Source organism: Actinomycetota bacterium, assembly GCA_035759705.1.
Lineage (GTDB): Bacteria > Actinomycetota > CADDZG01 > JAHWKV01 > JAHWKV01 > JAJCYE01.
On record DASTUJ010000145.1, the window covers coordinates 1 to 26,594 of the forward strand.

A 26,594-nucleotide genomic window follows, 5' to 3' on the forward strand; every position below is an offset into this window, starting at 1 on the left:
TCGGAAACCATGCGCCCGATGAAGCCGTTCATCGAAGCCGGCTTGCCGGTGCTTTCGGTTGCCTACCGAAACGACCCCGGTCAGCCCAGGGACCCGAGCGGCTACTACCGCTTCGGGTTCACCGAGTGGGAGGACCTCGAAGGCGCCGTCCGCTACGCGAAGGACCACGGCGCGGCCGGCGTCACGTTGTTCGGCATGTCGACCGGCGGAGCGATCGCAGTTTCGTTCATGGAGGAGTCGGAGCTGGCTTCCGAGGTGAAGGGCCTCGGGTTCGACAGCCCGAACCTCGATTTCGGCGCGGCCATCAGCCAGGAGGCGTCGGAGCGGACCCTGCCCGGCCTCGGCCTGCCTATACCGAAGAGCCTGGTCGGCGCGGCGAAGGCCATAGCTGAGCTCCGCTACGACATCGAGTTCGACGACCTGGACTACATTTCCGAGGCCGGCGAGCTGGAGGTGCCGATGCTGGTCCTGCACGGAATCGCCGACAAGACCATCCCGGTGCAGGTCACCCGCCGGCTCGCCGAGACGGCGGGCCCCAACCTGCGTGTGGTGGAGTTCTCGGAGGCGGGGCACGTGCGGTCGTGGAACGTCGACCCGGCCCGCTACGAGCAGGAGATCTCGCGGTTCATCTCAACAGCTACGGGCTGAAGACAACAAAAAGGGCGCCTGCCGGCGCCCCTCCTGCTGCTTCACCCGGTCAGCCCCGGCTGGTCTTCAGGATGTTGAAGTAGGCGCCGGTGGCGTCCAGGATTGCGGCGAACCGGCCCGGGGGGATGTCGACCGGGCCCATCAGGACCTTTCCACCCAGCTCGGTGGCCTTGGCGGCGACCGCGTCGGTGTCGTCCACTGCGAAGTAGACGGCCCAGTGCGCCGGGACGTCGGCGGGCATCATCGGGGGCTTGGCCATCATGCCGGCGACGACCTTGTCGCCCAGCTTGAACTCGTTGTAGCCCCCGGGCCCCTCCGCCGGGCCGTGGCTCTGGGCGGTCCAGCCGAAGACTGCGGAGTAGAACTTGGAGGAGGCCTCCACGTCGGTGGTCACCAGCTCGTACCAGGAGACGGTCCCCGGTGCGTTGCGGGCCTGGGCGCCCTTGTGCGTGCCCGGCTGCCAGACGCCGAAGGCGGCCCCGGTGGGGTCGAAGAAGAAGCCCATCGTGCCGTACTCGGCGATCACCAGGGGCTCGAACAGGGACCGGCCGCCGCTCTCCTCGACCAGCTTGACGATGGCGTTGGCGTCGTCGACGCAGATGTAGGAGGACCAGACCGGCGGCACCCCCGGCGACATCTGGGGGGTGATTCCGGCGACGAGCTTTCCGTCGAGGTAGCAGTTGCGGTAGCCGCCCATGTTCGGGTCGCCCTCTTCGCACTCCCACCCGAACAGCGCCGAGTAGAACTCAACCGCCTTGGCGTCGTGGTCCGATCCGTGGTCGTGCCAAATGGGCTCTCCGTGCTGGTAGGTGATCTCGTCGCTCATGTACTTCCTCCTGGGGCTTGCTGTCTGATGGGTTATCGAGGCGGATCTGAAAATCGAAAGTTAGCCGGCGCCTCTGACGTAGATCAGCGAGGCCGAAGGCACATCCTCCATCAGCTGGCGGGCGAGCTCACTTTCGTAGGTGGTCACAACGACCTGGCGCAGGCCCCCGGTGTCGGACGCCCGGGCCAGCGTGCCGGCCACCACGCGCCTGAGGCGGGGGTCGAGGTGCTCCAGCGGCTCGTCGAGCCATACGAACGGGGCGTTGGTCGAGGCGCCGGTGATCAAAAGGCGGGTGAGGAGCAGGGCCCACACCTTCTCGCCACCGCTCAGCGACCGGAAGGGCAGCACCCGGGAGCCGATCTGGCGGGTCACCTCGCCCTGGGGGCTGAGGCGCAGGCCCTCGGCCCCGAAGATCATCTTCCAGCGCCGGCCGACCTCGGCGACCAGAGGCTCGATCTGCTCCTTGGTGATCGCGTCGGCGGTGGCACGGAAGGCGTCCGCGGCGGCTCGGCCGACGGCCTCCTGCCGAATGAGGGCCAGGATCTCGGCGGTCTGCCTCTCGGCCTCCGCGAGGTCCCCGATGCGGGCCTCGGTCACCCTCCGGCCGGCGGCCAGCTCGGCCATGAGCTGGTCCAGCTCCTGGACCCGGGTTCTCGCCTCCTCGTAGGCGGTTCGGGCGGGCTCCAGCTCCTCCGGGCTGATCTCATCGCCCGGAGGAATGTTGGGAGCGGCCAGCGATCGAACCTCGGAGAGAACCTCCCGGAGCGACTCGAGCTCGGCCCGGCGGCTGGTCACCACCTGTTCGGCGGCTGCCGAGCGTTCCCGTAGGTCGGTCAGGCGGTCGTTGTGCTGCTGGAGGGCGGTGTCGGAGTCGTGCTCGCTCAGGGGCCGAAGGCAGGTCGGGCACACCGCGCCGGCCCCCTTCAGCTGGGTCTGGGCCTCCTCGATCATGCTCAGCTGGGCCCGGGCGGCGGCCAGATCGGCGGCCGCGGTGGAAAGCTGCTCGTTCAGTTCCTGCTCCGCGCGTTCCAGCTCGTCGGGCACGTCGGCGGCGGCTATCTTGCCCGGGAGGAACGAGCCGGCCCGGGAGGCCAGATCGTCGAGGCGGTCCCGGCGCTCCTGCTGGGCGGCGCGGTAGCGATCCCACTCCTCGGCCAGCCGGCGCTGCTCCTCGGCCGCCGCCTGGGCTTCCAGCGCATCGCTGCGGTCGACGGCGGTGGAGACCAGCTGTTCGTCGACCCAGGTCACGGCAGCCATCAGCTTCTCGGTCTCCGCCTTGTCGGTCTTCTGGCCGGCCTTGAGCTTCCGGGCGGCCGCAGCGGCCTCGCTCACCAGCTTGTCGGCGGCGGCGGCCGCGTCGAGGAGGGGGGTGACCCCGAAGACGCTTGCCAGGTGCTCCCGCAGCTGGAACTCGCCGTTGGCGCTCTCGAGCGACCCCCCGTGGGCCAGGAACGTCAGGCGGGCCAGAACCAGCGGGTCGCCGCCGAGCTCGTCCGCCATGAGCGAGCGCAGCTCGGCCTGGTCGGTGATGACCCGTTCGCCCAAAGTGGCTTCCAGCTTCGACTGGCCCTTGCGGTTCACCGTTCGGGAGATCGTGATGTTGCCCGACTCGGGGAGCCGCAGGACCACCTCGACGGACGCGCTCTCGGAGTCGCCCCGGATCTCCTCGGCGGCGTTGACGGACGAGGCGTCGCCGAAGACGCCCCAGGCGGCCGCCAGGATCAGTGAGGTCTTGCCGACGCCGTTCGACGCGACGATGAACGTCGTCCCCGGGCCGAGCTCCAGGTCCAGCTCCCCGTAGGCCCGCCAGTTGCGGAGCCGGAGGTGGAGGATCACGGCGCGCCGGCCAGCGTTCTCAACTGGGCCGCCACCTCCTCCGCGGTGTTCCGGCCCTCGTAGAGCGAGATGGCCATCTGTGCCAGGGCTCCCGCCTCGGCCTCGCCCAGGGCGCTGAGGACCTCCTTCTTCGGGTACCGGGCCCGGACGCCGAGGGCCTTCTGGATGCCGACCGCCCCGTTGGCCGCCTCGGCCGCCAGGGCCGACACGTCGAGCGCGTGGGCGCTCCCGGTTTCAAACCGGGGCAGGGCCTCCCAGGCCGGGATCAGTTCCCGGATGTAGGACGAGAGGGCTTCGCCCACCGCCTGGATCGGGCGGCGGTACCGGCGCGGGGTGACCCCGCCCGCAGGGACCTCGATTACCGGCGCACAGTCCTGCGGTTCGAGCAGCAGGCAGTTCAGGTCGCCGCAGACCAGGCAGATCGCTGCGGTCTCCGAGAATGCCCGGAAGACCCGGTCCAGGCTGACCAGGTGCGAGGTGTCCTTCTCCAGCTCGGTGGCCGCCGGTACGTCGATGCGCCAGACCCTCACCCTTCCGCCGGTGGTGCCGACCGTCCAGCTCGCAGCCACCGGCAGGCCCGGAAGAGAGAACCCGGCGGGGGCGCCGTCGACGTCGACCGGAGTGCCGGCGGGCAGCCACGCATCCAGCTCGTAGAGCAGTTCCCGGTCGGGTTCGGCGGAGGCCGTCTGGAGGAGCTGCGCGGCCGAACGCCCGGGGCTCGGCCCCGCCGAGGTTGTGTCGTCCGGGTAGGCGGTCCGGAGAGCGATGCCTTCGGTCTGGTCCAGCATCGCTAGGATCTCGTCCACCTGGCTGCGGACCTCCGGTGAGAGGTCGCCGAAGTCCGGCGGCCTGCCGCCGAGCTCGGAGTACTCGAGCCACCGGGCGACGGCGTCCTGAACCTGGTCTTCTGCTTCGCTCATCGTCCCCGCCCTTCGGCCTGCTGGGGCACCAGCTTCGACAGCTGGTCGTCCTCCAGCGCCCTCAGCGAGTTGTGGATCTTGACCACCGCTCCGGCCAGGATCTGGCCGACCCTCTGGCCCGACAGGGGAGGGTCCAGCTCCCGTCCGACGGCAGCCCCGCTCTTGCGGTCCACCCGCACGGCTAGGAACACCATCTTCTCGACCTTGGTGAGTGAGTACTCGATGGCCTGGGTGATGCCCGCCAGGCGCTCGGCGTCGAAGAACTCGGCTTCGGCGCTGGCCGTGCTGGCTTCGAGGGGGACCAGGCGCATCTCGTTGCCCTCGTCGTCGGGGCGGGTTGCGTCGAGGGACGGGCCAAGACGCCGGACCTCGGCCCGCTTGAGAGCGTCGATCGCCTTGTTGCGGGCAACCCGGCAGGCGAAAACCGGGAACGGCCCGGCGCACTGGAATCCGTTCGCCGCCATTGAGGTCCACGCTTCATCGACCACGCTCCAAGGGTCCGTTCCGGCGACGACCTCACGATCTCCCCTCCAGACACGCTGAACCGAGGCCCACATTAGGCGCCTCAGTCTGTCGTACTCCGTCCGGTCCACCCCTTCGGGCAGGCTAAGGCCGTCGTGCAATCAATTCACCTTTGTCGAAGGTATCGAGTGGCCGGGAGCAATCGAAAGCCGGCTCGCACTTTCGATTTTCGCCGCAATCTCGATTAGCTCATTGAAGACTCCCCGAACTGGAGCCGAACGACAAGCCCGGGGGCCAGGTTCGGGGAGCGAAGTTTCCTAAAGATTGCAGGCCGGCAGGCCTCTCTGGGGATGTGTCCGGTCGCCCAAACAAAATGGGCGACCGCCACATCATTGAACCGCCAACTCCCGACGCACCGCCAGGGCGATGCCCACCCCGCTCGCCACCATGAGCACCGAGCCGAGGGTCTGGGCCTGGCCGATGATGAAACCGGCGATCCCTATCAGCGGCCCCGCGAGTGCGAGCCCGGCCGCAGCCCAGCGGGGAAGCGTCTCCACCGCAGCGGCGGCTATGCCCAACAGCACGAACCCCAGCGAGAACAGCAGCACGCCTGCCCCGGCGATCCCGAAGACAGGAGCCGAGTAGACGCTGTTGTAGAGGTCCTCGGCGGTGGCGTTGCCCGCAAGGAATGCGTTACCCAGTGCCGGCTGGGCACCGGCGGCGATGCCGAAGAGCGCTACGACGAAGACACTGCCTATCACCGCAAGCGTGAAGCCGGCGACGGCCAGCCCCGACCGTCGCGTACCTGCCAGGTAGGCGGTGAGTGCCACGAGCCCCAGGATCCCCACCGCCGTGCCGAAGATGCTGCCGAAGATGTGGCTGATCAGAAACACGTCGGTGGTGACGTACTCACTCCAGCTCTCGAACTCGGTTTGGGGGTCCGGCTGGTGGGTCAGGGTGGCCAGGAAGGTCAGGACGCCGTACACGGGCAGAAGCCACAGGCCGGCCCGGACCCAGGATTTCGTGTTCTCCACCGGCATCCCTTCCAAGTAGGCGGTAGCCGGGAAATCCTACTCTCGAAGGCTTCGAAGGACTACATGCAGGCCAGGGCCCAGTCGTCATTTGGCGCCCCGTCGGGGCGTGCACAGCCGGCGGTGGCGGGTCCGAGCTCGGCGTCGCCCGCAGGGGCGGCTGCCGAAATCCGGGTGGCCTGCACCCAGTCGAAGCGATCGGACCCGAATCCGGCGTAGATGACCTTGCCGGTCTGCGGGTCCTCGACGGTGCAGGCCCGGTAGTTCGTGGACGACTCGAAGGTCCCCTGGTAGGTCTGCGAACAGACGGAGTCGCTGGTGGCGGGGAAGGAGCTGGTGACGTCGACCGAGTAGACGGGTTGCCCGACGATCTGCATGACCAGGCTGCTCGACACCAAGGTCCAGATCACCAGTATCTTGCGCTTCACCGTCGACCCCCAAGTCGTTTTTGCGCTTACAGCATGAACCCCGAAGGGTCCCGCCAAACAGAGCCGAACGGACTGTGTTCTTTGGGACAAATGGTCCCTTTTAGGCGCTACTCCTCGGCCGTGCCCATCTGCCGGGCTCGGTTCAGGTAAACCCCCGCCTCCGCCCGGCGGCTGACGTCGAGCTTTTTGAGGATCGACGAGACGTAGTTCTTGACCGTCTTTTCGGAGAGGTGGACCCGGTCCGCTATCTGCCGGTTCGTGAAGCCCTCGGCGATGCTTTCAAGGATGCGGTCCTCGGTAGGTGTCAGGTGCGACAGCTTCGGGTCCTTGTTGCCGAAGTGGGCCGTCCGGATCTTGTCCAGGACCGCCATGGTCACCTGGGGATCCAATAGGGCGTTCCCGGCCCCGATGCTGCGAATGGAGCCGACCAGGTCTGCCGCGCTGGTTTGCTTGAGCAGGTAGCCGGCCGCGCCGGCCATGATCGAGCTGAACAGGGCCGTGTCGTCGGAGTAGGAGGTCAGCATGATGACCCGGCTGTCCGGGCTTTCGTTGCGCAGGTCCCTGCACGCGTCGATACCGCTTCCGTCGGGCATCCGCACGTCCATGATCACCACGTCGGGCTTGTGCAACCGTGCCTTCGAGACCGCCTCAGCGCGGCTGGATGCTTCCGCGACCACCTTCAGATCGGGCTCGGCGTCGATGAAGCCTTTCAATCCCATCCGGACGACATCGTGGTCGTCGACGATCATCACGCGGAGTGTTTCCACACCGGGAATTGTACTCCTGGGGATTGTTTAGGACCCTAACGATTCAGGCCGAACGGCCCCTCAAAAAGGGGACTACCCGAGACTCTTTCGGGACTACATCCCGCCCACTCTGGGACAAGAGCCTAGGGAGGTTGGGATGAACGGAAGTTTCAGTGGTCGCAGGTCTGTCGGTGCTCTTGTCAAGTCGAAAAGTGGATCAAGGCGCAGGTGGTCCTCGACCGTGGCGGCGTTTGTGGCGCTGGCGGTGCCCGGTCTCTTCTTTGCGGTTCCCGCCGGAGCCATCGGCAGCTCGACGTTCGCCGGCACCGACGGAACCCTGGACGCAGCCGCGGCGGGCCTAGTTGTCCAAAACGACACTCCCAGCGGCAGCGGGGACAACTCGTTCGCCGAAGGGGTACACGAGGACACCGCGGTTCCCCCGGTGGAGACCGGGGGAGTCCCCGACAAAGCCGACCTACAGAACTTCCACCTCGCCGTTGAGAAGGCAGGCGGCCACGACTACCTGTATCTCAGCTGGGAGCGCAAGCCGGACCAGGGCGGAGCCACGGACATGGACTTCGAGTTCAACCAGTCCGGCACGCTCAGCGCCAACGGCGTCACCCCGGTCAGAACCGTGAACGACCTGTTGATCACCTACGCCATCGCCAACGGCGGAACCACCGTCGAGATGGCCTACCGTCTGTGGGAGGGCAGCGACTGGAGCTCCGAGCACCTGCTGGGGGCCTTCGCGGAGGGCTCGTTCAACACCGATGCGAACGGCGACCACTACTTCGGAGAAGCGGTCATCGACCTTACGGCCAGCGGCCTGTTTCCGGCCGGGCAGTGCGTGAACTTCGGCTCTGCGTACCTGAAGAGCCGGTCATCTCACTCGTTCGAGTCGAAGATGAAGGACTTCATCGCCCCCGTACCCGTCTTTGTGAGCAACTGCGGCAGGGTCGTCGTCCACAAGGACACGGTGCCCAACGCCTCGACGGACTTCAGCTTCACCACCACCGGGACCGGGCTTTCTTCGTTCTCCCTGGACGACGACGGCGACGGCACCCTCTCCAACACAAAAAGCTTCGTTAACCTGCTGCCCGGCAGCTACTCGGTAACCGAGACCGCCGCGGCAGGATACGATCTCACGTCCCTTAGCTGTACCGCCTCGGCTGGGTCGAGTGGGACCCGCGATGGCGCCACCAGCAAGGTGGACATCCAGATCACGGCAGGATCGGTTGTCGACTGCACCTACGTCAACACCGCACAGCCCGCACACCTGAATGTCATCAAGCACGTGGTCAACGACAACGGAGGCGATGCGGCAGCGTCCGCTTTCGCTATTGAAGTTGATGCCGGCGGCGCAACTCCGTCGTCTTTCCAGGGCCAGGAATCACCGGGAACTTCGGTCACCCTTGACGCCGGATCCTTCTCGGTCACCGAGACCGAGGTGAGCGGCTACGCCCCGACCTACGACGGGTGCTCCGGCACCATCGGCCGGGGTGAGACCAGGACCTGCACCATCACCAACGACGACCAGCCCCCTGGCCTCAACGTCGTCAAGAACGTCGTCAACGACGACGGCGGCACGAAATCCGCAAGCCAGTTCACCATCAACGTCACCGGCAGCTCGCCCGTCCCCGCCTCCTTCCCCGGAGACGCAGGCGGAACCGAAGTCGCCGTCAACTCCGGCGCCTACTCGGTTACCGAAACCGCGGACCCCGGCTACCTGACCACCTACTCGCCCGGCTGCTCGGGCAGCATCGCGGTCGGGCAGACCAGGACCTGCGTCGTGACCAACAACGACATCGAGCCGAAGCTCACCGTGGTCAAGAACGTGATCAACGACAACGGCGGCACCAAGACCCCGGCCGACTTCGACATTGAAGTCACCGCCCCAGGGGAGGACCCGGACCCGTTCCCCGGCAGCGCCGCGGGAACCGAGATCGGGATCTCCGCCGGCGCCTACTCGGTGACCGAGGGTTCCCATGTCGGCTACTCCGTCGGCTACTCCGAGGACTGTGAAGGATCCATCGCCGTCGGGCAGACCAGGACCTGCATCGTGACCAACGACGACATCCAGCCCATGCTGATCGTGAAGAAGGAGGTAGTGAACGACGACGGCGGCACCCTGGTGCCGGGTGACTTCAGCCTGAACGTCACCGGATCGTCCCCTATCCCGCCTTCCATCCCCGGCTCGGAAGAAGGGACCGAGGTCGCCATTAACGCCGGAACCTACTCGGTGGCCGAGACAGCGGTCGACGGTTACGCCGCCAAATACTCGGACGGTTGCAGCGGAACCATCACGGTCGGCCAGACCAGGACCTGCCTGGTCATCAACGACGACGCGGCCCCCGGACTCACCGTTGTCAAGCACGTGGTCAACGACAACGGAGGCACGCGCGAGGCCGAAGACTTCGACATCGAGGTCACCGGCAGCTCGGTAGACCCGGCGGAGTTCCCCGGCGATGAGGCCGGAACCGAGGTCTCCTTGATGGCCGGAACCTACTCGGTCAGCGAGACCGAGAATGAAGGCTACGCAGCCACCTACTCGGCAGACTGCACCGGAACCGTCGGCCTGGGCCAGTCCAAGGTATGCACCATTACCAACGACGACATCCAGCCCAAGCTCACCGTCATCAAGACGGTGGAAAACGACAACGGCGGCACTCTGGAAGCGGGCGACTTCACCCTGGCAGTCGAGGGAGAGTCCGCGGTCCCCGCCAGCTTCCCCGGTTCCCAGGTGGGCACCGAGGTTGCGCTCAACGCAGGCTCCTACAGCGTCACCGAGCTAGAGGTCGACGGCTACGCCGGCACCTTCTCCGAGGGTTGCTCGGGGGTGCTGGCGGTAGGCGAGACCGCCACCTGCACTGTGACCAACACCGATCTGCCCGCCGGGCTGACCGTGATCAAACGAGTGATCAACGACGACGGCGGCAGAAGGACTGCCTCCGATTTCCGGATTTCCGTGGATTCCACGGGAACCGACCCGGAGCCCTTCCAGGGCAGTGAGACCGGGACCCTGGTGCAGATCGACGCCGGCGCCTACGAGGTCAGTGAGGAGGAGGTTCGAGGCTACGCAGGCACCCTCTCCGAAGATTGCGAGGGCACAATGGCGCTCGGTGAGGCAAAGGTGTGCACCATCACCAACAACGACATTGCAGCGGAGGTACGCGGGGTGGTCATCGCGAACACCCAGCAGATTCCTAACCAGGCATCGCCTCCCACCCCGGAACCTCCGGCGGAGTTCGTCGAGGTCCTGGGAGTCACCCTTCCACAGACCGGGCTGAACATCGCCATGGGCCTGACGGTGGCGCTGATTCTGCTGGCAGGGGGTTCTGCCCTCGTGTGGTTCAGCCGCAAGACCCTGGGCACCAACGCCAAGGTCCGGTAGGCGAAGAAGCACTCGGGGATCCGGTCAGGGGCATAGCCGGCCGGATCCCCGGTGTTCAACAAGTTTCCACCGCACCGCTTCTGTACCTCCTGCGACGGCTCTAGCGGGACGGACGACAGGAGCGGGGCGGTGGTCTCTACTTTCAGATACCGAGGTCGAACGGGAAATCGGTCACGGGCCCGGCCGCCACGACCGAAGCGGGAGCGGCGACTTTCTGGGCGGCCACCACAACCGGGCGGGGAGCTGCAGCTGCGGGGGCCTGTACCGCAGGTGCTGCAGCCGACAGCGCTGCAACGGGGGTGGCCGAGCAGCCCTTCAGGAATCGCTGGGTCACGTAGATCATTCCGTCCGGCGCGATCTCCACGCCGACACCGAGTTCGTCGAAGTCACCAAGGATGTTCGCACGGTGGGTCGGGGAGTTCATCAGAGCGGCGTGGATCGCATCAATCGAAAAGCCCCGGCCGACGTTCTCGCCCACCCGCTTCCAGCACCCGATCGAGGCCGCTTCGCCGGAGAGGTTGGGGTCGTGAAAGATCGAGTGTGTGACGCTCATCTGCTCGGAGTGATCCCTGGCAGGCTCCAGCCAGCGGCCGCTTTCCGAGAGGGAACCGAGGCCCGCCTGGCTCCGGCTGGCGTTGGTCATGGAGAGAAACTGGCTCTCAGCCGAGGCCTCTTCACCCGTTCGGGGTTGGGCTGCTGCGGCAGGGGTGCCGGAGATGAGGAGGAAGGTCAGGGCTGCGGCCGCAGCTAGGCGCAGAAGCATCTGGGGACGGCGAACGGAAAGACCAACTAAATCCAAGGATTGACTCCGGACTTTTAGATTGATTATTGAGTTGGCTCGCCCCTTAGATCGGCAGAGTCCCCGAACTCTTAAGTACTTTCGGCCACCGGAAGTGGTGTGCGGCTACGAACAGTGATTCCCAAAGCATGCCCGTAACGGCTTGAGGCCGGGACTTACTCACTTCTTGGACGTCGTTTGAACGCATGTCCGGCTACGCTTGACGGCGCCGGCCGGACGCGAGCAAGGAGGGTGAATGGTCGACTTCGTTTCCCGGGGTTTCGGGGGCGGCCGCCGGGCGCCGGCCCACCTGGCCCGCCGCCTGCCGCCGGGGCAGTACTACGAGAAGGGCTTTCCGGTCCTCTCCGCCGGGCCTACGCCGAAGGTCGCCCTGGAAACGTGGCGCTTCACCATCGAGGGCAAGGTCGCGAGTTCCCGTGAGTGGTCCTGGGACCAGGTCCGGGCGATGGAGTTCGAGAACATCCAGTGCGACATTCACTGCGTGACCAAGTGGTCGAAGCTGGACACGAGCTTCGGCGGCGTGTCGCTCGACGCCTTCTGGGACGAGGTCCAGCCGGAGGGCGCATTCGCCATCGTCCGGTCGGCGGGCGGATACACAACCAACCTGCCGATGGAGGACCTGACCGGCCGCAAGGCGTGGCTGGTCTGGGAGCACGAGGGCGAGCCGCTCTCACCGCAACACGGAGGCCCGGTCCGGCTGCTCGTGCCGCACCTGTACCTGTGGAAGAGCGCCAAGTGGGTTTCCGGAATCCGGGTCCTGAAGGACGACTACCCGGGCTTTTGGGAGGCCAACGGCTACCACAACCGGGGCGACCCCTGGCGTGAGCAGCGGTATTGGAACGACTGAAGTCGCCCGGCTGGCAGATCGCGACGGTTATCTCCGTCAAGGAAGAGACCCCCAGCGTCCGGTCGTACCGCCTGAGCCTCCCCGAGTGGGTGCCACATCTGCCGGGGCAGCACTACGACGTCCGTCTGACCGCTTCCGACGGGTACCGGGCGCTGCGGTCCTACTCGGTGGCGTCGTCACCCCTCGACACCGGGGAGGTCGAGCTGACTATCGACCGCCTGCCGGAGGGGGAGGTCTCGGCTTATTTCCACGATGTGGTGGTCGAGGGGGATCAGGTGGAGATCCGAGGCCCATTTGCCTCCTACTTCGTGTGGAGGGGTGAGTCGCCGGCACTACTGGTAGGAGGAGGCTCGGGGGTGGTCCCGTTGATGTCGATGCTCCGGCACCGCCGGCGTACTGCGCCCGATCTGCCGATGAGGCTGGTCTACTCGGTGAGAACCGGGGACGACGTGATCTTTGCCGGTGAACTGGGCGACGAGACCACCTTGACTTTCAGCCGGTCGGCGCCCGAAGGGTGGACTGGCCGCACCGGGCGGATCGACGAAAAGATGGTCGCCGAAGCTGCCTTCGACTCGGGTTGGGCCTTCGTCTGCGGCTCAAACGGTTTTGTGGAGAGCGCCACGGACCTGCTGCTGGAGGCGGGGTACGAGCCGGACCGTATCAAGACCGAACGTTTTGGGCCGACGGGTCACTAGGCGACCTCGACCGCCTCTTCGCCCTCCGGCTTCGGGGCGAACTGGGTGTCGTACAACTCGGCGTAGCGTCCCTGGCGGGCCAGGAGGAACTCGTGTGTTCCCCGCTCGACCACTTTTCCGTCCTCGATCACCAGGATCAGGTCGGCGTTGCGGATGGTCGACAGCCGGTGGGCGATGACCAGTGCGGTCCTGCCCGCCAGCGCAGTCGCGAGAGCGGCCTGCACTGCCGCCTCGGACGTTGAGTCGAGATGGGCCGTCGCCTCGTCCAGGATCACGACCCGTGGCCGGGCGACTAGAAGACGGGCGATCGTAAGCCGCTGCCTCTCTCCGCCCGACAGGCGGTAACCCCGCTCGCCGATCATCGTGTCCAGCTTGTCCGGCAGCGCCTCGACCAGGTCGACCAGCCGGGCCTGGCGCAGGCACTCCCACAACTCATCCTCGGTGGCGTCGGGGCGGGCGAAGAGCAGGTTGCCCCGGATGGTGTCGTGGAACAGGTGCCCGTCCTGGGTCACCATGCCGAGCGTCTCGCGCAGCGACTTGAACGAGACGTCCCGCACGTCGATCCCGGCCAGGCGGATGGCGCCCTCGTCCACGTCGTAGAGGCGGGGGGCCAGGCTGGCGATGGTCGACTTGCCGGCCCCGGAGGACCCCACCAGGGCCACGATCTGTCCCGGCTCAACCCGGAAGGAGACGCCCTTCAGGATCTCCTCGCCGCCGCGAGTGTCCAAAACCGCCACCTCCTCCAGGGAGGCGAGCGAAACCTTGTCGGCCGACGGATAGGCGAAGCGCACGTCGTCGAACTCCAGTGAGACGGGGCCCTCGGGGATCTCGACCGCGTCGGGTTTCTCGGTGATCAGGGGCTTTACGTCCAGGACCTCGAAGACCCGCTCGAAGCTCACCATGGCGGACATCACGTCCACCCGAGCGCTCGCCAGCCCGGTCAGCGGACCGTAGAGGCGGGTCAGCAGGAGCGCCATGGTGACGACGGTTCCGGCCTCCAGGCCCCCCTCCAGGGCGAGGAATCCCCCGAGTCCGTAGACGAGCGCCAGCGCGAGCGCCGAAGCCAGCCCGAGGGCGCTGAGGAAGACCCACTGCGCCATGGCGGTCTTGACGCCGATGTCGCGCACCCTGCTGGCCCGCTCGCCGAACTCCTTCGCCTCGACCGCAGGGCGTCCGAACAGCTTGACCAGTGTGGCCCCGGGGGCGGAGAACCGCTCGGTCATCTGGGTGGTCATCGCCGAGTTGTGGTCGGCCGCTTCCCTCTCCAGCCCGGCGATCTTGCGGCCGAACCGGCGTGCGGGGATCACGAAGACCGGCAGCAGGACCAGCGCCAGCGCGGTGATCTGCCACGAGTAGTTGAACATCACGACCAGCGTCAGCACCAGGGCGATCGCGTTGCTGACCACCGACGACAGGGTCCAGGTGAATGCCTGCTGGGCGCCGATCACGTCACTGTTCAAGCGGCTGACCAGGGCGCCGGTCCGGGTACGGGTGAAGAAGGCAAGAGGCATCTGCTGGACGTGGTTGAAGACCGACTGGCGCAGGTCCAGGATCAGGCCTTCGCCTATCTCCGCCGACTGCTTGCGTTCGACAACGCCGTTGACCGCGTCCACCACGGCCAGCAGGGCAATGATCATGGCCAGGCCGACGACCGTCCCGACGCTACCGCCGTCGACGATTGCGTCGACCACCTTTCCGGCGAGCACCGGGGTGGCCACGGTTATTACGGCGCCGAGAGTGCTGAGGATGATGAAGACCACAAGTTTGCGGCGGTGCGGCCCGGCGAACTTGACCACCCGCTTGAGGGTCGCCCGGCTGACCGTCTTGCGTTCGTTGCCCTTCATGGCACTGTCCAGCGCCATCCAGCCCGACATGTCGACGTCCATCAGCCCACCCTTTCGCTTCTGAAAACCAACCACTGCCAGCTTAAGAGTTCAAGTGGGCTGGAGGTCAAGCAAAAATTCCCCGGCCCTGATCCTGTAAAAAGAGGATGCTGGGTTATCGAAAAACCCGAGGGAGTCGAAAGCAATGGAAGTTTTTGAAGCAATCCGGACCGTTCTGGCAGTAAGGGCGTTCGAGGACAGGCCTGTCCCCGACGAGCTCGTCGACCGAATCCTCGAGGCCGGCCGGCTGACGGCCAGCGCAATGAACAAGCAGCCGTGGCACTTCATCGTCGTCAGGGACCGGGCTCGGATCGCCGAGCTGGGCGCCGCCATCCGCAGCGGGCCCTATGTGGCGTCGGCCGCCTTTGCCGTCGCGGTTGCGGTGGAGAGGTCGCCCCTTGCGGTATCCGACGGCAGCCGCGCGATCCAGGACATGGTCCTGACCGCCTGGGCGGAGGGGGTCGGCTCCAACTGGGTGGGCTTCACCGGCATGCTCGACCACGTCGGAAAGATGCTGAAGGTGCCCCGCGAGCTCGAACTGCTGTCGGTAATCCCTTTCGGTTACCCGGCCAAGCAGGTGGGCAAAGGCAACAAGCAGCGCCGGCCCACTGCAGAGGTCGTCTCCCTGGAGGAATTCGGGACGCCCTACCGGCCCTAAGACGAGTGGCCCGGAACCAACAAGGGCCGCTTGCACAGGCAAGCGACCCTTATCTGCAGGTCACCATGGCGTGTGACTCTGCTTTCTCCTTGTGCCCTTTGGAAGTCGGCTCCTTGGGGTCAGAGAGGATGAGGCATTTTATGGAGACTTTAGATAATCGTCAAGTCAGCAAATTGTAAATTTCATGTCGACTTGAGAATTTGCACTGCGATATAATCCGCGTCGATCACGCCGGTGCGTGGAGGTTGTTGGAGGGTAGTCAAATTCCCCGTCCCATCTACCAGGTCAGGGCCGAACTTTTTCGCACTCTGGCTCATCCCGCCCGCATCCAGATACTGGAGTTGCTGCGGGACGGCGAGCACAGCGTTGCCCAGCTGATTCCCGGCGTCGGGCTCGAGCCTTCGCATCTTTCTCAGCATCTGGGCACCCTGCGCAGGGCCAACATCATCCAGAGCCGAAAGAAGGGTTCGTCGGTCCTCTACACGGTCTCGGACTCCCGGGTCTTCGACCTGCTGGAGGTGGCGAAGGACGTCATTGCGGCGTCCCTCAGCGAAGCCCGGGACATCCTGACGCAGTTGGAACACCCCGACATGGCGGAGGCGTCCCCGGCCTCACCACCTACCGACCCCTAGATCCATGAAAGCGAGACTGCTCAACCCTCGCTGCGGACTTAGGGCGCACAACGCGGGCAAGCCAATGTCCCGTACCCCCAGCGCCAAGGCGGCCTGCTCTTCGCCTCATGGATTGCCGGGGGTTCAGCCCTGCCTGTAGAGTTCGCACCCGCCCAGAACAAGACCGAGCGCATGGTCATCCACGCGCTGTGGATGACGGCGGCGCTCAGCTGCGACGGGGACTCCTTCTCCATGACGGCGGCGACCAGCCCGAGCATCGAGGACCTGGTGCAGGGCATCGTTCCCGGTATGCCCCGCCTGTTGCTCCATCACCCCCTGCTGGCGTTCGAGAACGGCCAGGAGTTCCTCAGCGCCTGGTTCGATGCAGCCGAAGGCAAGCTGGAACCGTTCATCCTGGTGGTGGAGGGGTCGATTCCAAACGAGAAGTTGAGCGGAGAGGGCTACTGGGCAGGCCTGGGCGCAGATCCCGAGAGCGGCCAGCCGATACCCACCACCGACTGGATCAACCGGCTGGCTTCACGGGCTGCGGCAGTGGTGGCGGTCGGGACTTGCGCCACCTACGGCGGGGTCCCGGCGATGAGGAACAACCCCACGGGCGCCATGGGCCTGCCCGACTACCTCGGTTGGGACTGGCGGTCCTCGGCGGGCGTGCCGATCGTTTGTATACCGGGGTGCCCCGCCCAGCCCGACAACATCACCGAGACCCTGCTCTACCTGACCCTCATGCTCTCCGGTAAGGCGCCGGCAATCGAGTTGGACGACTCGCTTCGCCCCACGTGGCTGTTCAACCGGACGGTCCACGAGAGTTGCGATCGGGCGGGGTTTTACGAGCAGGGTGAGTTCGCCACCGAGTACGGGTCGTCCAGGTGCATGGTCAAACTCGGTTGCAAGGGCCCGGTGGCTAAGTGCAATGTGGGCGTGAGGGGCTGGCTCAGGGGCCGGGGCGGCTGTCCGAACGTCGGGGGAATCTGCATCGGCTGCACGATGCCCGGCTTCCCGGACAAGTTCATGCCGTTCATGGATTCGGCTTTCCCGGTCCGGCTCTCGGCCAACGTCGCTCGTTTCAGCTATGGCCCCGTCCTGAGGGTCCTGCGCAAACAATCGATGAAAAAGGGGGAACGAACCCCCGGATGGGAGCGTCCCTCTCCGGTCGCCGTCGGTACCATGCCCCACTGGGATGTTCCCAACGTCGATCACCTCCCGGCATTCCGCGTATACGAAGCCGGCGGGCGGGTCGCTCGACACTACCCGGTCGGCAAGGCGGATCACTTCCGGGTCGAGGTCCACGAGGACCGGGTCTTCCTCGGGTGGAGCACTCAGCTCGACGCTATGGCGTGGCTGGAGGCGCTGCACGATTTCGTCGGCGTTGAGGCCAACGCCCTGGGCCTGATCATCCCGGAGTCGGGAAACGACACGAGGGGGGACCTGACCTGGCGCGAGACCAGGGCATGGCTCGAGCGTTCCGGTTCGCAGCCCGAGCTTGTGAGGATCGACCTCGGGTCGGTGAGCCTGATCTGGACTCGGTCGACCAAGGAGGCCAACGCAGCGCGGGAGTCGGCGATCATGTCGCCCGCATTCGACAGCCCTCGCTTCGAGCAGATTATTTCGCTTACAGGTACGGCCAAAGTGAAGAATCGGTCACGAGAGGTCCTGAAAGACGCCCGCCTGGTGCGGCGCTGGAGGCCGGAGGACCAATCCGGGCCGGCCTAAACGCGAAACTTTCAGCAAAAGCGCTAGGAAAATCTCAGCCCGCCCCTGCCCCGGGCGACCGCTCGGACGCTAATATGTAGCATGGCTGGCGATGGGAGCGGTGTGGACGTTCTTGGGCACCCTGCAGGCGGAATCGAGAGCGGCAGGCTGGCCGAGCTCTTCGGGTTGCTCAGCGACCCCGCCCGGGCCGGTATCCTCTACGCCCTCCTGGAAGCGGGCCCCCTTTCCGTCGACGACCTGACCACCTGGACCGGCGCCCCCTCCAGCCGGGTTGCCGACGCTCTCAGGGTGCTTCGCAGCGCCCGGGTGGTGACCAGCCGCAAATCCGGCAAGACGGTCGTCTACAGCCTGGGAGGCGACCGGGTCGGTAAGCTGCTCGAGGTGGCGAGCCGTTCCGCCGCAGGCCGGCGCCTTCGCCTCAGGAGCCTGGACACCACGCAGTCCGCCTAGCCGCCGCACCCGCCTACCTCATGCGCAGTTGATGCCCTCGGCAGGGCGGTAGAGCGCGTTCACCCGGTCAACTTTGGTCGACGAGTCGGCCACGAAGGTGATCGTTCGCTGGGTGCGCACCAGCTTGCACGGTCCCCTGGCCTCCTCGGTCTGACCCGTCTGCGCGACGTTGGCCCACTTGGTGGAGTACAGGCTCACCGTGATGCTCGACCGCGTGTAGGTCGGCCAGATGAGCACCGGGTGCGGGCTGGAGTTTCGGATCTGCAGGTCCGGGTTGGGGTAGGAAAGCGTTGCCTCCCGGCCGTACGGGTAGCGGGAGATGTACAGGCTGTGCGACTGGTACTCGGGGAACTCCAGGCCGGCGAAGAAGGCGGCGTTGAACAGCGTGGTGGCGAATTGCGAGATCCCGCCCCCCACCGACTCCTCGAACTTGCCGTCCTGGATGACCGCATCCACGACGAATCCCTTCTCGGTGGTGCGCTCTCCGACGAACTTGTTCACCGAGAACGTCTCGCCCGGCTCGATCACCTGACCCCGGATCAGGTCGGCCATGAGGTGAATGTTGGTGACCCGGGGCTGCCCGGCGGCGTGGTTGGTGGTGAAGGTGCCCACCAGCTCTTTGATCCCGGACAGCGAGAGCTCGTCGGCGCTGACCTTGGGCGGGATCTCGACCACCGGAAGATCGACCGGGCGGACCGGTGAGCTGAACAACGCGGTTTCGAGGATCGCGCCGGCGGTGTCGGCGCAACAGCCGAGGCCGGGCACGCCCGGGGCGATCGTTACCACGCCGTCGACCACGTCGAAGGCGGCGTCCTTCGGCGCCGGGTTCGGTTTGTCCAGCAGCTTGCGGACGGATGTGGTCGCAGCCTTCTGGTCGACCCTCAGGATCAAACCGTCCTCGGTTGAGCCTCGTCGCAGCCAGGCGCGCAGGGTCTCGGGCGGAACCAACGCCTGCTGGTCGCCCGCCTTCACGTCCAGCCCGGGGGCGGTCAGCTCCTCGCCCTGTTCGGCCAGCCGGCGACCGTCCTCCAAAGTGAACCGGGGAGCGACCTCTCCCCGGTCGACCTCCACCCTGATCGGCAAGCCCCCGGCGGCCGCGTCGGGCAGGGTCTCGATGACCTGAGCAGCGTCGATCCCGGTGCCCGGTTTGCCTGCGACCGGTTCCAGCCGTCCCTCGACCTCCCGGATGGCAGGCTCGGTTGGAGGGGTGCGGGGGCCCGGATCGGCTTGGTCCACCACCTGGTAGACCGCTTTGCGGTCCACGGAGATGCGCACCGGAGCTTCGCGTTCGGTGAAGAAGGACTTCAGCCAGCCCCAGATACGGTCGACGATCGATCCGGCGGTCTCCAGGGCAAGGGTGTCGGTCACGGTGGGCTCGACCTGGACCGCCAGGCCCAGGGACCGGGCAGTGGTGGCGAAGCCTCCCTGCGGGGCCACGACCTGTACCGGCGCCTCGGAGTACTCGGCCGCGACCCGGTTTGCGACGGCGGTCAACTCCTCGAGGTTCATCCCGCCCACCGGCTTGCCGGCCAGAGCCACGTTGCGCGCGACCCTGCCGTTCTGCCCTCCGTCGAGAGCCCAGGCGACCACCACCGAGACCGCCAGCAGCATGGGGAGTCCGATCAGAAAGAAGGCCTTGCGGCCCGGCCTTCTACGGGAGCTGTGGTGTCCTCGGCTTCTCTGCATAAGTGGGTGGGCGAGCGCTCCGCCGATCCCAACCTACACCGTTCTCGTGCCGGCTCCGGTTTGTTCGCCAGGAGTTGCCTTGTGGCAGGCCCGAAGAGTTATTCTGTGCACCGCCATGAAACCTCGTGCCTTCGCCCTCGGATCCCTGTTGTGCGCCATTTTCGCCATGGTGATCCTGGTGATCCCGTTCCTGGGTGTCTACACCTCGGGAGTCCTGGGCCCGGTGAGCGTTGCGCTGGGGGCAATCGGGGTCTCCCGGACCAAGGACGGCGGCCCCAACCGCAAGCTTGCCCTGGCCGGCCTGACCCTCGGACTCGTGGCGGTCATCCTGCTGGTCATCTTCATAGCCACCGGCGCCTACTCGGAGTATGCCCGGTAGTCCCAAAAGTTCGGGACATTCGGCCTGCCTAAAGGGGGCCATCCGGCAGATGTTTGCTCCGCCTCCGAAGCGTAAGGTCTTCTTATGGATTTCGGGGAACAGGCCTGGAAGGGAAATGTAATGACGGATAGCCAAAGGATCCGCCGGTCGGTTTGCCAGTCGGCAGGAAACCTCAACAGCCTTGCGGCACGGGTGGCGGCGGCCAAGCCGGTCCTTCTCGAAGCAAGAATGCGGACGGCCTGAGCCCCCCGCAGCCCCGCTCAAGTTTTAGCTCACTCGTCCTGAAGGCCCCGCTTGGCTTCCTGACCCTGTTGGACGGCCCGGGCAAACCTTCGCTCCTGCCGGCGCTTTTCGTGCGGGTTGGACCGTAAGACCTGGCTTTCGAGTTCCTTACGCAGTCCCAGGTAGGTCTCCAGCCGTTCCCGCCTCAGAGTCCCGTCCTCGATGGCCTTCTTCACCGCGCAGCCGGGTTCGGTCGCGTGCCCGCAGTCGCCGAAGCGGCACTGCATCGCCAGCTCCTCGACGTCCTCGAACGCCGCCTCCACCGACTCGGTGGACGCAGCAAGCCCAAACGCCCGGATGCCCGGCGTGTCGATGACAACGGCGCCGTCGGGCAGCAGGAACAGCTCACGGCGCACGGTGGTGTGTTTGCCCTTGGAGTCGCTCTCCCGAACCGCTCCCTCCACCGACAGCTCGCTGCCGGCCAGGCTGTTGAGCAGGCTCGACTTGCCGGCTCCCGACTCGCCCAGGAGCACGGCCGTCCGGCCCTGAATCGCCGCCTTGACCGCGTCCAGCCCGTCTCCGCTCTTCGAGGACACGGTGAGCACCTCGAGGCCCGGCGTCTCCCGGGCGATTGCCTCGGCAATCTCCGCCGAGTTGTCGAACAGGTCCGCCTTGTTCAGGATCACCACGGCGTTGGCCCCCGCATCCCATGCCTGCACTGCCCCGCGATGCACCCGCCCCGGGGTCACCGGACGGTCAAGCCCGCAGACCAGCAGGACGATGTCCACGTTGGCGGCCAGGAGCTGCTCCACCCCGCCCCGCCCGCTGCGGCGTAGAACCCCCCTGCGGGGCAGGGTCGCCAGGAGGCGGTCGCCGGCCACGGCGACCCAGTCGCCGGTAACCATCTCGCCGGTCTGCCCGGCGATCTCGATATTCCGGACGTCGTCATCGGTTGCCACGCGGATCCAGCCGCGGTCACGCCTGATGACCCGCGCGGGCTCGGCGCCGGCGATCGTCACCTCGGCCATCTGGGCGGTCCAGTAGTCGTCCCAGCCCAGGGAACGCAAAGAAAAAGAAGGGTTTGTCATCTGTTGTTTTCTACCTCGTATTCAAGCCGCAAGGGGCGGCGAACTGATCGGGGAAAGCGGCTAGCAGCGCGCGGAGGAAACGGCGGCATGCATGGCGTCTCCTCCTTCCCGGACGTTTTGCGAGGTATCTACCAGTATAGGCAGATCCGTCGGGGCTCCGTGAGGGGGTCCGATGTATCTTGGGCAGATGAGGAGGCGTTGGGCACCGTTTTGCGTCCTCCTGCCGGCATTGCTCCTCGGAGGGTCGTGCGTTCGCCCCGGGGGAGACATCGCATCGATCCGCCCCGAGCTGGATTTCGAGCACTACACCCTGGACAACGGCCTCGACGTCACGCTGAGTAAGGACGACCGGATCCCGATAGCGTCGGTCAACCTCTGGTACTCGGTGGGCCCGGCCAACGAGGTGGAGGGCCGGAGAGGTTTTGCACACCTTTTCGAGCACATGATGCTGCAGGAGTCGGGACACCGCCGGGGCGACTACTACAGCACGCTTCAGGCGGTCGGCGCGACCGGAGTCAACGGGAGCACCGACCTGGACCGCACCGCGTTCCTCGAGGACGTGCCGTCCGACCAGCTGGAGCTGGCCCTGTGGGCCGAGAGCGACCGGATGGGGTTCCTCCTGGACGCCGTCGACCTCAAGACCCTGCGCAACCAGCAGGACGTGGTCCGGAACGAGCGCCGCCAGAACGTCGACAACGCGCCGTACGGCCTGGCCCGGGAGGAGGTCTACCGGCAGCTGTTCCCGCCCGACCACCCCTACCACCACTACATCTTCGGCTCGCACACCGACATTCAGTCGGCCGAGCTGGACGAGGTCCGGGACTTCTTCCGCCGTTACTACGGGCCGAACAACGCCAGCCTGGCGGTGGTCGGCAACATCGACATCGCCCGGACCAAACGGATGGTCGACAAGTACTTCGGTTCGATTCCCAGGGGGCCTGAGGTGCCGGAGGTAGAGGTCGTGGTGCCGGAAATAACCGAGGAGAAGCGGGTGGTGGTCACGGACACCGTCGAGCTGCCGGCGGTCTACCTGTCGTGGGTGGTGGAGAACGACTTCGAGAAGGACGCGCACGGGGGGCTGGCCGCCCGGATGCTGGGGGGTGGAAAGGCGAGCCGGCTGTACCGGGACCTGGTCCATGACCTCCAGATCGCCCAGTCGGTGAGCGCCGACCTGCGCAGCCTGACCCACGGTTCGGTGTTCCAGATTGTGGCCACGGCCAAGCCCGGCCACACCGCAGCCGAGCTGGAGACCGCCATCGGGCTGGTCGTCAACCGAATGGCCGACGAGGGCCCGGGCGCCTCCGAGCTCGAGGCGGCCAAGGTATCGACCCTGGCGGTGACGTTGAAGAGCCTGGAGCCCTCCGACTCAGTTGCCGACCGCCTGAACGCCTACAACCACTTCTTCGGGGACCCGGACCAGCTTGCAAAGGACCTGGCACGTTTCAGGGAGACCGGACCCGACGACGTCCGGGACTTCATGCGGGAGGAGCTGGCCCGAAACCGCCGGGTGGTGGTTCACGTCAACCCCGGCCCGAAGGTGCTCCCGCCGGACCCTCCGGCCCCACCCCCGCCCGTCGAGGATCCCGGTCCGCGCCCGGTTTCGGCCGAGCCCTGGCGCAACACGGTTCCGAGGGCGACCGATGCCCCAGTGGCCGAGCTTCCCCTGCCCGACACGTTCAAGCTCGACAACGGGCTCACGGTTCACCTGGTCAGCCGTCCCGAGCTGCCCCTGGTAACCGTACAGCTGACCGCCCGGTCGGGAACTGCCGGCGACCCGGCCGGTATGCCGGGCCTTGCCTCGTTCACCTCCGAGATGCTGAACGAGGGCGCAGGGGAGCGTTCTTCGTTGCAGATCGCCAACCAGGTCACCGCCATGGGATCGACTCTCGAAACGGGCTCATCCCGGGAGGCGAGCTGGGTGGTCGCCCAGTCGTTGAAGCCCAACCTCGATGAAACCGTCGAGATCCTGGGCGACGTGGTGCTACGGCCCACCTTTCCCCTGGCGGAGGTCGAAAGGATCCGCAGCGAGCGGCTGGCCGCCCTCCAGCAGCAGCGCAACCAGCCGATGACCTCGGCGTACAAGGTGATGTGGCGCGAACACTACGGGGATGTGCACCCCTACGGCCACCTGGGCCTGGGGACCGAGCAGGCGAACCGGGCAGCCGTCCGGGACGACCTGGTGCGCACCCACCGGGATGTGTTCCGGCCGCCGAACGCGGCACTGATCCTGACCGGAGACCTCGACGAACGAGAAGCCAGGCGGCTTGCCGAAAGGGTTTTCGGCGACTGGACGGGTGACGAGCCCTCGAGGCGGTCTCCTCCGGCCCCGGAAACATCCGGCGACCGGCTGTTTCTCGTCGACCGTCCGGGGGCGCCCCAGACCGCGCTGGTCCTGGCCCAGCCCGGCCTGGCACGGGATGACCCGGACTGGAGCAAGCTTCAGCTGGTTAACCAGGTGTTCGGAGACCTGTTCTCCAGCCGCCTCAACCAGACACTTCGCGAGAAGTCCGGCTTCACCTACGGGGTGGACTCGGAGATGTCGCAGGGCACCGAGCCCGGCCTGCTGTACGTCTCGATGTCGGTTGCCCGCGAGCATGCTGGGGCCTCGGTGGACCGCACCCTGGTGGAGATGACCAAGCTGAAGGAGTCGGGCATTACCGAGGCCGAGCTTAGGGAGTCCAGGGAGTCGATTCTGAGATCGCTTCCCTCCCTGTTCCGGACGAACGGCTCGACGGCCGGCACGGTCGCCCACCTGTACGCCCTGGGACTGCCCCAGGATTACTACGCCGGGCTGGAGAGCCGCCTGTCCAAGGTGACCGCTTCCGACGTGGCGGCCGTTGCGCAGAGGTACCTGAGGCCCGACGCGGTCAAGGTGATTGCAGTAGGGGACAGGGCCGCCACCGAGGAGCAGCTTGGATCTTTGGGCCTGGGACCGGTGATTCTGCGGGACGCCGACGGCCTGGTGCCGAAGATCTAAAAATTGGGTATTGCGTTACAAACTCGTCGGTGTAGGCTGGTAGTGAGAAAAGAGTTAGTAATACCTAACAACGGGACTGAAGGAGTCGACATGGCAGCGCCCCTTATCTGGCTGGCGATCTACCTGTCGGCAGGCTCCCTGGTTCTGTGGGCTTGTTACCGGACCTCGGTGTGCCGCCTCGGCTTCCGAGCGGAGCGTAACGCGAGGATCGCCGGATTCTTCTCCGGCTCCGGCGGCCCCAAGGGTCCGTTGTCCGTGACCACGGAGCGGGCGCCCGCCTCCCGTTAACCCGCCTCATCAGGCGTACCCCCGGATGAATGCCAGGCTTGAGTTCCTACCCTCCGGGCTGATTCGCGCCCTCGAACGATTACAGTGAAAGCCGTTCCCCTTTAAGGAGGGCCATCTTGGCATTTTCGGACCGCACGCAAGAAGCGATGAATTCGCAGCTCAAACTCGAGATCCAGGCGTTCTACACGTACCTGGGCATGTCGGACTACTTCGACTCCGTGAGCCTGCCCGGGTTCTCCCAGTGGATGTTCAACCAGTCCCAGGAAGAGTGGGCACACGCCATGAAGTTCCGCAGCTTCATCCAGGATCGCGGCGGACGGGTCCAACTTTCGGATATCGCCCAGCCAAAGTCGTCGTACTCGTCGGCTTTGGAGGTCTTCGAGCAGGCCCTCGAAAACGAGCAGATCGTCAGCGAGTCCATCTCCAACGTCTACGCCATCGCGGAGGAGGAGAAGGACTTCGCCAGCCAGGCGTTCCTCAACTGGTTTGTCACCGAGCAGGTGGAGGAGGAGAAGACCATGAGCGACATCATCGATTGGGTGAGGCGCATGGTGGATTCGCCGCAGGGCCTGTTCCTTCTCGACGAGAGGCTTGGCCAGGGAGGGCTCATGGGCGCCACCGGGACCGAGGATCAGACACCTGCCTAAATGACATCGGGGGGACTTAAACAGCTCTCCCCGTATCCCTTTCGCCGGACCATTCGTTCACAAGAATGCATGACAACCCCAAATCCGGGGTAGTCTGGCTACGACCCGCCCGGTTGACCATGTAGAACAGGCCAGCCTCCGTCAACTTTTTGGCCGACGGAAATCGAGTATCGGACTCGGGCAGGGATCAGGTTTCCGCCCCGAAACCACGCCGGAAATGGCCATCCGGCATACCGCCGACGCACCGGCGGATCCAGGGACAAAACCCCTGTTTTTTTGCTGCCACTCCGTAGCCGATCTACGGAGGGCTTCTTTTGCTGCACCCAAACGACGAGAGAAAGGAGTTTTGCGGAGTTTCTTCTACTTGGAGGTTCATCTTGAGACGTGTACTACTAACCGCTTGTATCGCAGGAATCCTCGCCCCCGTCGGACTGGTATCGGCTGCACAGGCAGCCCCCGGCGCCGACGAGTCGGTCGACAGAATCTTTGCGGAGGCCCTGCCGGGTAACCGGACCGAGGCTCCCGCACCGGCCCCAGTCCCGGCCATGCCGCTTCAAGTCGCAAAACCGGCGGCGCAGCCCCAGCCCGTCGCACCGATTGCCACGCAGGGATCGATTTCAGCGCCCAGGCCATCGGTGGCGGAAGTAATCGCCCGGCCTGCAGCGGCCCCGGCGCCTCAACCGGCGCCTGCAGCAGCACCGGCGGCACGGCCCGCCCCGGCACCAGCACCGGCCCCGGCCCCGGTTCGTTCCTCGGCACCCGTTCGTACGGTGTCCAGCACGGCCTACTGCCTTACTGGCCGGATGGCTTCGGGTAGGTTCACCTACTACGGTGCCGCAGCAATGAACGGCGTGCCCCTCGGCTCCCGTTACCAGGTGCTCAGCGGCCCCCGGGCCGGGACCACCCTGGTGGTAGAGGACCGGATCGGCCACAGCAGCGGCTTTGACATTGCCTACCCCGGCAACTGCGGAGCAGCCAGGAGCTACGGCCGCCGGACAATCACCATCCAGCAGGTTTAACCCCCGAAAGTTAGTTCGGGTTGGCGCCCCGGAAGCCGAAAGGCTTCCGGGGCGCTTTTATGTCCGGGCCCCGGAAGCAATAGGGTGTGAACCGTGAAAGCTTGCAAGATCCGGGTATCCCCGGCCGCCGCCCAGCTGATCGACGGGTTCGAGAGAATCCGCAAAGGCATGGGTGTGCCCGAGAGCTTCCCGCCGGAGGTTGAAAAAGAGGCAGCCCGGGTCGCCCTCAGAAAGTTTCCCACCGGTCCGGGGCGTGCCGACCGCCGCGAGGTCGAGCTCTTGAGCATCGACCCGCCCGGCAGCATGGACCTGGACCAGGCTTACGC

At 66.1% G+C, this 26,594-nt stretch carries 24 protein-coding genes and 1 pseudogene; 14 read left to right on the forward strand and 11 right to left on the reverse strand.

What is annotated here, in order from left to right:
- Positions 1-648, forward strand: a 648-nt coding sequence (locus VFV09_10050) for a peptidase (GenBank protein HEU4868059.1), incomplete at its 5' end; no start/stop codon positions are given.
- Positions 649-697: 49 nt separating this feature from the next.
- Here the strand turns inward: VFV09_10050 and VFV09_10055 are convergent.
- From VFV09_10055 to VFV09_10085, 7 genes are all read right to left on the reverse strand, one after another.
- Positions 698-1,474 (reverse strand): VOC family protein, encoded by a 777-nt coding sequence (locus tag VFV09_10055; GenBank protein HEU4868060.1) that lies wholly within the window; start codon positions 1,472-1,474, stop codon positions 698-700.
- A gap of 60 nt (positions 1,475-1,534) precedes the next feature.
- Positions 1,535-3,310: an AAA family ATPase gene (locus tag VFV09_10060; protein ID HEU4868061.1), complete on the reverse strand. Its 1,776-nt coding sequence runs from the start codon at positions 3,308-3,310 to the stop codon at positions 1,535-1,537.
- Complete coding sequence (locus VFV09_10065) at positions 3,307-4,230, reverse strand: hypothetical protein (protein ID HEU4868062.1); 924 nt, start codon at positions 4,228-4,230, stop codon at positions 3,307-3,309. The genes VFV09_10060 and VFV09_10065 overlap by 4 nt, the downstream gene beginning before the upstream one ends.
- Positions 4,227-4,853 (reverse strand): hypothetical protein, encoded by a 627-nt coding sequence (locus VFV09_10070; GenBank protein ID HEU4868063.1) that lies wholly within the window; start codon positions 4,851-4,853, stop codon positions 4,227-4,229. The genes VFV09_10065 and VFV09_10070 overlap by 4 nt, the downstream gene beginning before the upstream one ends.
- A 228-nt stretch (positions 4,854-5,081) precedes the next feature.
- Entirely contained in the window at positions 5,082-5,726 is a 645-nt protein-coding gene (locus VFV09_10075; protein HEU4868064.1) for a hypothetical protein, read from the reverse strand.
- 59 nt (positions 5,727-5,785) lie between these two features.
- Positions 5,786-6,151, reverse strand: a complete 366-nt coding sequence (locus VFV09_10080) for a hypothetical protein (GenBank protein HEU4868065.1) — start codon at positions 6,149-6,151, stop codon at positions 5,786-5,788.
- Positions 6,152-6,258: 107 nt separating this feature from the next.
- Positions 6,259-6,918 carry a response regulator transcription factor gene (locus VFV09_10085; protein ID HEU4868066.1) on the reverse strand — a complete coding sequence of 220 codons (660 nt, stop codon included), beginning with the start codon at positions 6,916-6,918 and terminating at the stop codon, positions 6,259-6,261.
- A 220-nt stretch (positions 6,919-7,138) separates the two neighbouring features.
- Between VFV09_10085 and VFV09_10090 the strand changes: the two genes are divergently transcribed.
- Positions 7,139-10,288 carry a hypothetical protein gene (locus VFV09_10090; protein HEU4868067.1) on the forward strand — a complete coding sequence of 1,050 codons (3,150 nt, stop codon included), beginning with the start codon at positions 7,139-7,141 and terminating at the stop codon, positions 10,286-10,288.
- Positions 10,289-10,430: 142 nt separating this feature from the next.
- Here the strand turns inward: VFV09_10090 and VFV09_10095 are convergent, their stop codons facing one another.
- Complete coding sequence (locus VFV09_10095) at positions 10,431-11,051, reverse strand: CAP domain-containing protein (protein ID HEU4868068.1); 621 nt, start codon at positions 11,049-11,051, stop codon at positions 10,431-10,433.
- Positions 11,052-11,322: 271 nt separating this feature from the next.
- Here VFV09_10095 and VFV09_10100 point away from each other — a divergent pair, with 271 nt between their 5' ends.
- Together VFV09_10100 and VFV09_10105 are read left to right on the forward strand one after the other, a co-directional pair.
- Positions 11,323-11,934 carry a sulfite oxidase-like oxidoreductase gene (locus VFV09_10100; GenBank protein ID HEU4868069.1) on the forward strand — a complete coding sequence of 204 codons (612 nt, stop codon included), beginning with the start codon at positions 11,323-11,325 and terminating at the stop codon, positions 11,932-11,934.
- Positions 11,922-12,629, forward strand: coding sequence for a ferredoxin reductase (locus VFV09_10105; GenBank protein HEU4868070.1), 708 nt, complete (start codon positions 11,922-11,924; stop codon positions 12,627-12,629). The genes VFV09_10100 and VFV09_10105 overlap by 13 nt, the downstream gene beginning before the upstream one ends.
- Here VFV09_10105 and VFV09_10110 read toward each other — a convergent pair.
- Positions 12,626-14,515 (reverse strand): ABC transporter ATP-binding protein, encoded by a 1,890-nt coding sequence (locus tag VFV09_10110; GenBank protein ID HEU4868071.1) that lies wholly within the window; start codon positions 14,513-14,515, stop codon positions 12,626-12,628. The genes VFV09_10105 and VFV09_10110 overlap by 4 nt on opposite strands.
- A 142-nt stretch (positions 14,516-14,657) precedes the next feature.
- Between VFV09_10110 and VFV09_10115 the strand changes: the two genes are divergently transcribed.
- The 4 genes and pseudogenes from VFV09_10115 to VFV09_10130 all read left to right on the forward strand — a co-directional run bounded on the left by VFV09_10115 (position 14,658) and on the right by VFV09_10130 (position 17,962).
- Complete coding sequence (locus tag VFV09_10115; protein HEU4868072.1) at positions 14,658-15,170, forward strand: nitroreductase family protein; 513 nt, start codon at positions 14,658-14,660, stop codon at positions 15,168-15,170.
- A 248-nt stretch (positions 15,171-15,418) separates the two neighbouring features.
- A complete protein-coding gene (locus VFV09_10120; GenBank protein HEU4868073.1) occupies positions 15,419-15,802 on the forward strand; it encodes a metalloregulator ArsR/SmtB family transcription factor in 384 nt (127 codons plus the stop codon).
- Between the two features lie 171 nt (positions 15,803-15,973).
- Positions 15,974-16,897: pseudogene (locus VFV09_10125) on the forward strand (hydrogenase expression protein HypE).
- Positions 16,898-17,593: 696 nt separating this feature from the next.
- Positions 17,594-17,962 carry a metalloregulator ArsR/SmtB family transcription factor gene (locus tag VFV09_10130; protein HEU4868074.1) on the forward strand — a complete coding sequence of 123 codons (369 nt, stop codon included), beginning with the start codon at positions 17,594-17,596 and terminating at the stop codon, positions 17,960-17,962.
- 18 nt (positions 17,963-17,980) lie between these two features.
- Here the strand turns inward: VFV09_10130 and VFV09_10135 are convergent, their stop codons facing one another.
- Positions 17,981-19,573 (reverse strand): VanW family protein, encoded by a 1,593-nt coding sequence (locus VFV09_10135; GenBank protein HEU4868075.1) that lies wholly within the window; start codon positions 19,571-19,573, stop codon positions 17,981-17,983.
- Positions 19,574-19,763: 190 nt separating this feature from the next.
- On the opposite strand from VFV09_10135, the gene VFV09_10140 reads away from it, so the two are divergent.
- Positions 19,764-20,027: a hypothetical protein gene (locus tag VFV09_10140; GenBank protein ID HEU4868076.1), complete on the forward strand. Its 264-nt coding sequence runs from the start codon at positions 19,764-19,766 to the stop codon at positions 20,025-20,027.
- A 272-nt stretch (positions 20,028-20,299) separates the two neighbouring features.
- Here VFV09_10140 and rsgA read toward each other — a convergent pair whose 3' ends face one another.
- Complete coding sequence (gene rsgA, locus VFV09_10145) at positions 20,300-21,337, reverse strand: ribosome small subunit-dependent GTPase A (GenBank protein HEU4868077.1); 1,038 nt, start codon at positions 21,335-21,337, stop codon at positions 20,300-20,302.
- Between the two features lie 187 nt (positions 21,338-21,524).
- Here rsgA and VFV09_10150 point away from each other — a divergent pair, with 187 nt between their 5' ends.
- The 5 genes from VFV09_10150 to VFV09_10170 all read left to right on the forward strand — a co-directional run.
- Entirely contained in the window at positions 21,525-24,314 is a 2,790-nt protein-coding gene (locus tag VFV09_10150; GenBank protein HEU4868078.1) for a pitrilysin family protein, read from the forward strand.
- Between the two features lie 90 nt (positions 24,315-24,404).
- Positions 24,405-24,602, forward strand: coding sequence for a hypothetical protein (locus tag VFV09_10155; protein HEU4868079.1), 198 nt, complete (start codon positions 24,405-24,407; stop codon positions 24,600-24,602).
- 116 nt (positions 24,603-24,718) lie between these two features.
- Positions 24,719-25,249 (forward strand): ferritin, encoded by a 531-nt coding sequence (locus tag VFV09_10160; protein HEU4868080.1) that lies wholly within the window; start codon positions 24,719-24,721, stop codon positions 25,247-25,249.
- An 803-nt stretch (positions 25,250-26,052) separates the two neighbouring features.
- Complete coding sequence (locus VFV09_10165) at positions 26,053-26,268, forward strand: hypothetical protein (GenBank protein HEU4868081.1); 216 nt, start codon at positions 26,053-26,055, stop codon at positions 26,266-26,268.
- A 93-nt stretch (positions 26,269-26,361) separates the two neighbouring features.
- Positions 26,362-26,594 (forward strand): RNB domain-containing ribonuclease (locus tag VFV09_10170; GenBank protein ID HEU4868082.1); only part of this gene is annotated, 233 nt, incomplete at its 3' end.

Coding starts and splice junctions, on each gene's coding strand:
- VFV09_10055 (HEU4868060.1), bottom strand. CDS start 1,474: ATGAGCGACGAGATCACCTACCAGCACGGAGAGCCCATTTGGCACGAC.
- VFV09_10110 (HEU4868071.1), bottom strand. CDS start 14,515: ATGGACGTCGACATGTCGGGCTGGATGGCGCTGGACAGTGCCATGAAG.
- VFV09_10140 (HEU4868076.1), top strand. CDS start 19,764: ATGAAACCTCGTGCCTTCGCCCTCGGATCCCTGTTGTGCGCCATTTTC.
- VFV09_10065 (HEU4868062.1), bottom strand. CDS start 4,230: ATGAGCGAAGCAGAAGACCAGGTTCAGGACGCCGTCGCCCGGTGGCTC.
- VFV09_10155 (HEU4868079.1), top strand. CDS start 24,405: ATGGCAGCGCCCCTTATCTGGCTGGCGATCTACCTGTCGGCAGGCTCC.
- VFV09_10115 (HEU4868072.1), top strand. CDS start 14,658: ATGGAAGTTTTTGAAGCAATCCGGACCGTTCTGGCAGTAAGGGCGTTC.
- VFV09_10165 (HEU4868081.1), top strand. CDS start 26,053: ATGGCTTCGGGTAGGTTCACCTACTACGGTGCCGCAGCAATGAACGGC.
- VFV09_10095 (HEU4868068.1), bottom strand. CDS start 11,051: ATGCTTCTGCGCCTAGCTGCGGCCGCAGCCCTGACCTTCCTCCTCATC.
- VFV09_10100 (HEU4868069.1), top strand. CDS start 11,323: ATGGTCGACTTCGTTTCCCGGGGTTTCGGGGGCGGCCGCCGGGCGCCG.
- VFV09_10130 (HEU4868074.1), top strand. CDS start 17,594: ATGGCTGGCGATGGGAGCGGTGTGGACGTTCTTGGGCACCCTGCAGGC.
- VFV09_10150 (HEU4868078.1), top strand. CDS start 21,525: ATGAGGAGGCGTTGGGCACCGTTTTGCGTCCTCCTGCCGGCATTGCTC.
- VFV09_10135 (HEU4868075.1), bottom strand. CDS start 19,573: ATGCTGCTGGCGGTCTCGGTGGTGGTCGCCTGGGCTCTCGACGGAGGG.
- rsgA (HEU4868077.1), bottom strand. CDS start 21,337: ATGACAAACCCTTCTTTTTCTTTGCGTTCCCTGGGCTGGGACGACTAC.